Origin of the sequence: uncultured Thiodictyon sp. (assembly GCF_903828115.1) — a bacterium.
Lineage (GTDB): Bacteria > Pseudomonadota > Gammaproteobacteria > Chromatiales > Chromatiaceae > Thiodictyon.
Genome location: NZ_CAIKKU010000435.1, coordinates 1 through 8,197, shown reverse-complemented (window position 1 = coordinate 8,197; position 8,197 = coordinate 1). Strand labels below are relative to the sequence as shown.

At 67.2% G+C, this 8,197-nt stretch carries 5 protein-coding genes; 4 read left to right on the top strand and 1 reads right to left on the bottom strand.

The genetic code is table 11. From position 1 onward, the window contains the following. Positions 1 to 541 precede the first annotated feature (541 nt). Positions 542 to 2,770: a catalase/peroxidase HPI gene (katG, locus tag QZY48_RS15980; protein ID WP_295432616.1), complete on the bottom strand. Its 2,229-nt coding sequence runs from the start codon at positions 2,768 to 2,770 to the stop codon at positions 542 to 544. Positions 2,771 to 3,295: 525 nt separating this feature from the next. On the opposite strand from katG, the gene ubiH reads away from it, so the two are divergent. The 4 genes from ubiH to QZY48_RS15960 form a co-directional block, all read left to right on the top strand. Then, on the top strand, positions 3,296 to 4,537 hold the full coding sequence (gene ubiH, locus QZY48_RS15975; RefSeq protein WP_295432614.1) for a 2-octaprenyl-6-methoxyphenyl hydroxylase: 1,242 nt from the start codon (positions 3,296 to 3,298) through the stop codon (positions 4,535 to 4,537). A 238-nt stretch (positions 4,538 to 4,775) separates the two neighbouring features. After that, complete coding sequence (locus QZY48_RS15970) at positions 4,776 to 5,987, top strand: UbiH/UbiF/VisC/COQ6 family ubiquinone biosynthesis hydroxylase (protein WP_295432613.1); 1,212 nt, start codon at positions 4,776 to 4,778, stop codon at positions 5,985 to 5,987. A gap of 176 nt (positions 5,988 to 6,163) precedes the next feature. Continuing rightward, positions 6,164 to 7,417 (top strand): 6-phosphofructokinase, encoded by a 1,254-nt coding sequence (locus QZY48_RS15965; RefSeq protein WP_295432611.1) that lies wholly within the window; start codon positions 6,164 to 6,166, stop codon positions 7,415 to 7,417. Positions 7,418 to 7,743: 326 nt separating this feature from the next. Further along, positions 7,744 to 8,197 (top strand): sodium/proton-translocating pyrophosphatase (locus QZY48_RS15960; protein WP_295432610.1); only part of this gene is annotated, 454 nt, incomplete at its 3' end.

Below are 8,197 nucleotides of genomic sequence, written 5' to 3'. Positions count from 1 at the left end.
GCAGTCAACCTTGGGATCGATGGGATGGCGCATGTTGGCAGTGTAGGCAGGTGTCGCCGGTGCGACAAGGGGCGCGGTCCCAGGGAACAGCGCCCGGTGCTAGTACCCCGTTTCAGCTTATCTTGCGTATCGACCCCAACGGGGTCGAACATACCAGCCCAGGGCAACGCCCTGGGTACGGGTTATCGCAGACCTTAGCCCTGAAAGGGCGTGACATAACGGCGCGGTTCCTTATGTCCCGCCCTTTCAGGGCTAGGCCGAAGAAACTACGCTATCCCAGGGCGTTGCCCTGGGCTGGTATATCACGCCCCTGCGGGGCTTGATCATGCGCAAGAATAGCTGAAACGGGGTACTAGGGACGCCGGGGACGACCGCTCGCGGGGGCCTTGGTCATAACTCCGCGCCGACCTCTGGGCACAGAGCACCCAACACATGCGTGACACCGCTGGAGCGGTGTCACGAGGGGTGGACTGGGCGGATTTATGATCAAAGCCGCTCGCGGGAGACTCGTATCGACTCTCTCGACCCGAGCGGCCTTTCCCTACCCTTGCTTCCGGTCGAAGCGGTCGGCCGTCATCACCTTGGTCCATGCCGCGACGAAGTCCCGGACGAATTCCCCATCACCATCCTTGGATGCATACACCTCGGCGACGGCACGTAGCTCGGCGTTTGAGCCGAAGATCAGGTCCACTGGTGTCGCCGTCCACTTCAACTCACCCGTGGCGCGGTCTCGTCCCTCGTAGAGGCCGTCGGTGTCCGTCGACTTCGACCACTTCGTGGCCATATCGAGCAGGTTGACGAAGAAGTCATTGTTCAGCGTCCCAGGACGCGGCGTGAGCACACCATGTTGCACGCCGCCGGCGTTCGCGCCTAGGCTCCGCAGGCCGCCGACCAGCGCGGTCATTTCCGGTACGGTCAGCCCGAGCAGGTCCGCGCGATCGATCAGCATCTCGGTCGGCGACTGCCGATTACCGCTCCCGAAGTAGTTGCGGAAGCCATCGGCCGTCGGCTCGAGGACGGCAAAGGACTGGGCGTCGGTCTGCTCCTGGGTAGCGTCCGTGCGGCCGGGTGTGAAGGGCACCTCCACTTGGTGGCCGGCTGCTTTCGCCGCCTGCTCGATCGCCGCCGCGCCGCCGAGGACGATCAGGTCGGCGAGCGAGACCTTCTTGCCGCCCGCGGCCCCCGCGTTGAAGGCCGTTTGAATGCCTTCAAGGGTCTGCAGCACCCTTGCCAGATCGGCTGGGTCATTGACCGGCCAGTCCTTCTGCGGCGCCAGACGGACGCGTGCGCCGTTGGCCCCCCCGCGCATGTCGCTGCCCCGGAAGGTGGACGCCGAGGCCCACGCGGTCCGCACCAGTTCGGCGGTGGAGAGGCCGGAGCCGAGGATCTTCTCCTTGAGCGCACTGATATCCTTCGCGTCGACGACTTGGTAGTCAAGGTCCGGTACCGCATCCTGCCAGATCAGTACGTCCTTGGGCACCTCGACACCCAGGTACCGCGCGCGCGGCCCCATGTCGCGGTGGGTCAGCTTGAACCAGGCCTTGGCGAACGCCAGCTCGAACTCTTGCGGGTTATCGAGGAAGCGCTTGGAGATCGCGCGGTAGGTCGGGTCCAACTTCAGCGCCAGGTCCGTGGTGAACATCATCGGCGCGTGCCGCTTGCCCTCCACATGGGCATCGGGGACCGTATCGGCACCTGCCCCCCCCTTGGGTTTCCATTGGATGGCGCCGGCGGGGCTGCGGGTCTGCTCCCAGTCGAAGGCGAACAGGTTCGTCAGGTACAGCATCGTGAACTGCGTCGGCGACTGGGTCCATGCGCCTTCCAGGCCACTGCTGATCGTGTCCTCGGCATTGCCCTTACCGCACTTGTTGGCCCAGCCGAGGTCCTGCTGCTCGATGGGGGCAGCGGCCGGCTCGGGCCCCACGCACTCGGACGGCTTGCCCGCCCCGTGGGTCTTGCCGAAGGTATGGCCGCCGGCGATCAGGGCGACGGTCTCTTCATCATTCATGGCCATGCGACCGAAGGCCTCGCGGATCTGCGTGGCGGCCGCCAGCGGGTCCGGGTTGCCGCCGGGGCCTTCCGGATTCACGTAGATGAGGCCCATCTGGGTGGCGGCGAGGGGGGTTTCCAGCTTCCCATCTTGGCTTAAGCGCTGCTGGCCCAGCATGTCGGCTTCCGGACCCCAGTAGACGAGGTCCGGCTCCCAGTCGTCCGCCCGGCCGCCGGCGAAGCCGAAGGTCTTGAAGCCCATATCCTCCATGGCGACGGTGCCGGCGAGGACCATGAGGTCGCCCCAGGAGATGTTGCGGCCGTACTTTTGCTTGATCGGCCAGAGCAGGCGCCGCGCCTTGTCGAGATTGACGTTGTCGGGCCAGCTATTGAGCGGATCGAAGCGTTGCTGGCCGCCGCCGGCGCCGCCACGTCCGTCCCCCATGCGGTAGGTGCCGGCGCTATGCCAAGCCATGCGGATAAACAGCGGGCCGTAGTGGCCGAAGTCGGCTGGCCACCAGTCCTGGGAGCTGGTCATCATCTCCTTGAGGTCCTTCTTGACGGCCTCAAGGTCCAGGCTCCCAAACGCCTTGGCGTAATCGAAATCCGCGCCGTAGGGATTTGACGCCGGATCATGATCGCGCAGTGGCTGGAGATTGAGCTGGTCAGGCCACCAGAACTGATTGGGTCTTGGCTTGCCGGGCGCCGGCGCAGGGTCTGCGGCCGCGGGTACGGCGAGAAGGGCAGCCAGGATGGCTGCGGGAATCGCTTTCTTGAGCATGGGAATCGTCTCCTCATCTTTGGTTAGCTGAATTGTCGTGGGCAACGCAATTTCCCGTTGCGTTCCTGCCTTCACGATCCGGTCTGGAGCAAACGCCTGTGGTCCAAACCCGGACCGGTGCTGTTTTGGAAGGGGCGTTACACGCTGGCAGCCTAGGCTACGGGGTCGATAAGGTCCAAGCGTCGAAACTGATGGAAATGATAGGATACGCGGATCGACATGGAGGCCTTGATCATCATCCCGGCCACTGGGAGCGCCGCACCCCAGTGCGGCGCGATCTCTCAGACGGCTGCGGCGTCGCATGTTGCGGATAGGCCGGGCCGCACTGGGGTGCGGCGCTCCCAGTCGGTCGACCTGAAGGCCGACCGAAAAACGTCGCTGGCTGGCAGGACGATCGGGGGCGGATATGGTCTCGGGCGATCGAGTAGACTGGTTACGCCTGTCGCCCAACCCCAAGGTCGGAACTATGCCGCTGTTGCGTCCATTGACGGGCGGCCCTCTTTTTTCTATTGCTCCGAGAGTGTTATGCAGCCCTACGACCTGGTGATCGTCGGCGGCGGCCTGATCGGCGGCTCGTTGGCCTGCGCGCTGGCGGATACCGGGCTGCGGATCGCGCTGGTGGAGGCGGTGGCGGCGGATTCGGCGCTCCAGCCGAGCTATGACGAGCGGGTGATTGCCCTGTCCTGGGGTAGTCGCCGCATCCTGGAGGCGATCGGTCTCTGGGGGGCGGTCGCGCCGGAGGCCGAGCCGATCCGCCGTATCCATGTCTCCGAGCGCGGCCAGTGCGGCATCACCCGGCTCGATCAGGCCGAACTCGGGGTGGCGGCCCTGGGCTATGTGGTCCCGGCGCGCGCCCTGGGGACGGCCATCCGCCCGGCCCTGGACGGGCGGCCCGGGATCGATCTGCGGTGTCCGGCACGCCTCGTCGGGCTGCGGGTGCAGGGCGATTTGGTTGCGCTGCAGGTCGAGGACCGCGACGGGCTGAACGAATTGCGCTCTCGCCTGGTGGTGGCGGCCGACGGCGGCGATTCGGCGGTGCGGCGCGCCCAGGGGATCGCCGTCGAGGAGCGCCCCTACGGCCACGACGCCCTGATCACCACCGTCACCCCGGACCGGCCCCGCCCGGGTTGGGCCTTCGAGCGCTTCACCGACACCGGACCGCTCGCCATGCTGCCGATGACCGCCGGGCGCTGGTCGGTGGTCTGGACCTGCCGGGAGCAGGAGACGGCGGGGCTGTTGGCGCTGCCGGACGACGCCTTTCTCGCCCGGTTACAGGGGCGGTTCGGCTACCGGCTCGGCCGGCTGGATCTCGCGGCACCCCGGCGGGCCTATCCGCTCAAGCTGCTACTGACCCGTGAGACCATCCACCCGCGTCTGGTGCTGATCGGCAACGCCGCCCACACGCTCCACCCGGCGGCCGGTCAGGGGTTCAACCTGGGGCTGCGCGACGTCGCCGCACTCGCCGAGGTGCTGGCGGAGGCCGCGACCCGCGGCGAAGACCCGGGGGCGCCCGCGGTGCTGGAGGCCTACCGCCACTGGCGCGGTCCTGACCAGCAGACGACCGCCACCCTCACCGACACGCTCGCCCGGCTCTTCGTCAATCCCTGGCTGCCCCTGCGGCTGGCCCGCAACCTGGGGCTGTTGGGGTTGGACCTGCTGCCGCCGGCGCGCCGGGCGGTGGCCCGGCGCTTCATGGGGCAGGGCGGACGCGCGCCGCGCCTGGCGCGGGGCCTCGGCCTGAGGACCAACCCTGCACCGCTACCGTGACCATGAAGAAATCTCACGCAAAGACGCAAAGACGCAAAGAAGAGTAGAAATATCAACTTATTGATATCTTAGCTATTGATTGATTTTCGGCTATCGTCGGTTTGCCCGATCATGGTGATCACGACCGATACCGCCACCAATTGGTACAACAAATGCCATTCAAGCGCTTGACTGATTCTTCTACTCTTTGCGTCTTTGGGTCTTTGCGCGAGACTCTTCTCTTTTCCACAGGTCGCGTATGAGCGCGAATACGAGCGATGTCATCGTCGTCGGCGGCGGCATGGTCGGTGCCGCCTTCGCCCTGGCCTGCGCCGGTCAAGGGCTTGGCGTCACGGTGGTGGAGGCACGGGCGCCGCGGCGCACCTGGCCGTCCGGTGAGGTGGATCTCCGGGTCTCGGCCCTGTCGCGCGCCAGTGAGCGCATCCTGCGGCGGCTCGGGGCCTGGGGGCGGATCGTCGAACTGGGGGTCAGCCCCTATCGGCAGATGCGGGTCTGGGACGCGGGGAGCGGGGGCCGCATCCACTTCGATGCCGCGGACCTGGGCGAGCCGGACCTGGGCCACATCGTCGAAAACCGGGTGCTGCAACTGGCCCTGTGGGAGCGGTTGGAGTCGCGCCCCGAGGTCACCCTGGTTTGCCCGGCAACCATCACCGGGCTGCGGCGCACCCCGGACGGCCAGGCGCTGGCGCTGGCCGATGGCCGTCACCTGCACGGGCGGCTGCTGGCGGCCGCGGACGGGCGCGACTCCCTGATCCGGGACCTGGCGCAAATCCCCACCCGCGGCTGGGATTATGACCAAAGGGCCATCGTCGCCACCGTGTCCCCGGCGCAGTGGCACCAGGAGACCGCCTGGCAGCGCTTTCTGCCCGCCGGCCCCCTGGCCCTGCTGCCCCTGGCGGACGGGCGCTGTTCGATCGTCTGGTCGGCCGGCGGGTCGCGGGCGGATGAACTGCTGGCGCTGGACGACGCCGCGTTCTCGCAGGCGCTCACCGAGGCCAGCGAGCACCGCCTGGGCCTGATCCGGGTGGCAGGCCCGCGCGCCGCGGTCGCCTTGCGTCTCCAGCACGCGCAGCGCTATGTGGAGCCGGGGCTCGCCCTGATCGGCGACGCCGCCCATGCCCTTCATCCCTTGGCGGGGCAGGGCGTCAACCTGGGTTTTCTGGACGCCGCGGAGCTGGCCGCCGCCCTGGACCTGGCCCGGCAGCGGCGCCGTGATATCGGCTCGCTCTGGACGCTGCGCCGCTATGAGCGCGCCCGCCGCGGGGACAATCTGGCGATGCTCGCCGCCATGGACGCCTTCAAGCGGCTCTTCGGTACCGATCTTGCGCCGGTGGCGGCGCTGCGCGGCCTGGGGCTCTCTCTCACCGACCGCTGTGCGCCGCTCAAGCGGTTGCTCATGGACCGTGCCCTGGGGCGCAATTCCGGCCTGCCGCCCCTGGCGCGGCCCTGAGCCGGCGCCGCCGATTCAGTGTATTTCGGGGTCCACCCCCTTTTTGGGCTTGGAGCGGGCCGGCATTTTCTGTAGCCTTGCGCCCGGACCGGGGGAAGCCTCTGCTTGAGCGTGCGGCCCCGTCTGCCCGCGCCCGCACCACCACATCTGACACCAGAACGAACGAGGGGAGACCCATGACCGCCAAAAATGCCTTCTATGCACAATCCGGGGGCGTCACCTCGGTGATCAACGCCTCGGCCTGCGGCGTCATCGAGACGGCCCGCGCCCACCCCGACAAGATCGCCAATGTCTATGCCGGTCGCAACGGCATCATCGGCGCCCTGACCGAAGACCTGATCGACACCAACCTGGAATCCGCCGAGAACATCGCGGCACTGCGTTACACCCCCTCCGGCGCCTTCGGCTCCTGCCGTTACAAGCTCAAGAGTCTGGAGGCCAACAAACGCGAGTACGATCGCCTGATCGAGGTCTTCAAGGCCCACGACATCGGTTACTTTTTCTACAACGGCGGCGGCGACTCCGCCGACACCTGCTACAAGGTCTCCCAACTCTCCGAGGCCCTGGGCTTCCCGGTCCAGGCGATCCATGTCCCTAAGACCGTGGACAATGACCTGCCGATTACGGACAACTGCCCCGGTTTCGGCTCGGTGGCCAAGTACATCGCCACCTCGACCCTGGAGGCCTCCTTCGACGTGCGCTCCATGTGCGCCACCTCCACCAAGATCTTCGTCATTGAGGTGATGGGGCGTCACGCGGGTTGGATCGCCGCTGCCGGGGCCCTGGTCGCCGATCAGGGCATCCCGGTCCTGACCCTGTTCCCGGAGGTGGCATTCGACCAGGAGAAGTTCCTGGCCGCGGTCAAGGTCAAGGTGGCGGACCACGGCTACTGCATCATTTGCGTGTCCGAGGGCTGCCACTACCCGGACGGGCGCTTCCTGGCCGAGCAGGGTACCCGCGACGCCTTCGGCCACGCCCAACTCGGTGGGGCCGCCCCGGTGGTCGCGAACATGGTCAAGGACGCCCTGGGCCACAAGTTCCACTGGGCGGTGGCCGACTATCTCCAGCGCGCCGCCCGTCACCTGGCCTCCAAGTCGGACGTGGAGCAGGCCTATGCCTTGGGCAAGACCGGCGTGGAACTCGCCATCGCCGGCCACAACGCCATCATGCCCACGGTGGTGCGCAAGTCCTCCTCGCCCTACGTCTGGGAGATCGGGCACGCGCCCCTGTCGGAGGTCGCGAACGTGGAGAAGTTCATGCCGGCCGACTTCATCTCCGCGGACGGCTTCGGTATCACCGACAAGTGTCGCGACTATCTGTATCCGCTGATCCAAGGGGAGGACTACCCGCCCTACGAAAACGGCCTGCCCCGCTATGTCACCCTGAAGAACGCCCCGGTGCCCCGGAAACTCGGCCCCTTCGCGCTCTGACACGGCGGGTCGGGAGGGGGCCCCGCGGCCCCCTGCCCAGTGCCCGGCTTTCCCAAGAACAAGGTCCGCCATGAGCCCCCGACCAGTCTCACGACCCGATCCCCACCGCCGTGCACCCCGCGGCGATTATCACTGTACGGCCAAGGGGCGTATCCTAGGCGGGATCGGTCGCGGGCAGGGTCAGGGGGCGCTGGACGGGCCGATTTCGCAACGGGGCTCGAAGCCGCCTTCGACCCCCAACCAGGCCCCAACGTCAGTGGCGCCGCCCGGCCCACCGCGATCACGGCCTGAATTCGCCTGTTTTTAACGTTCTGAGGAACCTTTCTATGTCATCGTTCGGTACGACTTTTGCCATCCTGTGCGCCCTGGTGGCGATAGGATATGGCGTCTGGTCAGTCAAGTGGATCCTCGCCTTGCCCGACGGCACCGCGCGGATGCGCGAGATTGCCGCCGCCATCCAAGAGGGCGCCCAGGCCTACCTCAATCGCCAGTACACCACCATCGCCACGGTCGGCGGCATCCTCGCCGTCCTCATCCTGCTCTTTCTGGGCTGGGAGACCGCGCTCGGCTTCGTGATCGGTGCCGTGCTCTCCGGGGCCACCGGCTATATCGGCATGTACATCTCCGTGCGCTCCAACGTGCGCACCGCCCAGGCCGCCCATAATGGCCTGGATGCCGCGCTGCAGGTCGCCTTCCGCGGCGGTGCCATCACCGGTATGCTGGTCGTCGGTCTGGGGCTCCTGGGCGTCGCCGGCTATTACGCCCTGCTGGGCGGTGCCG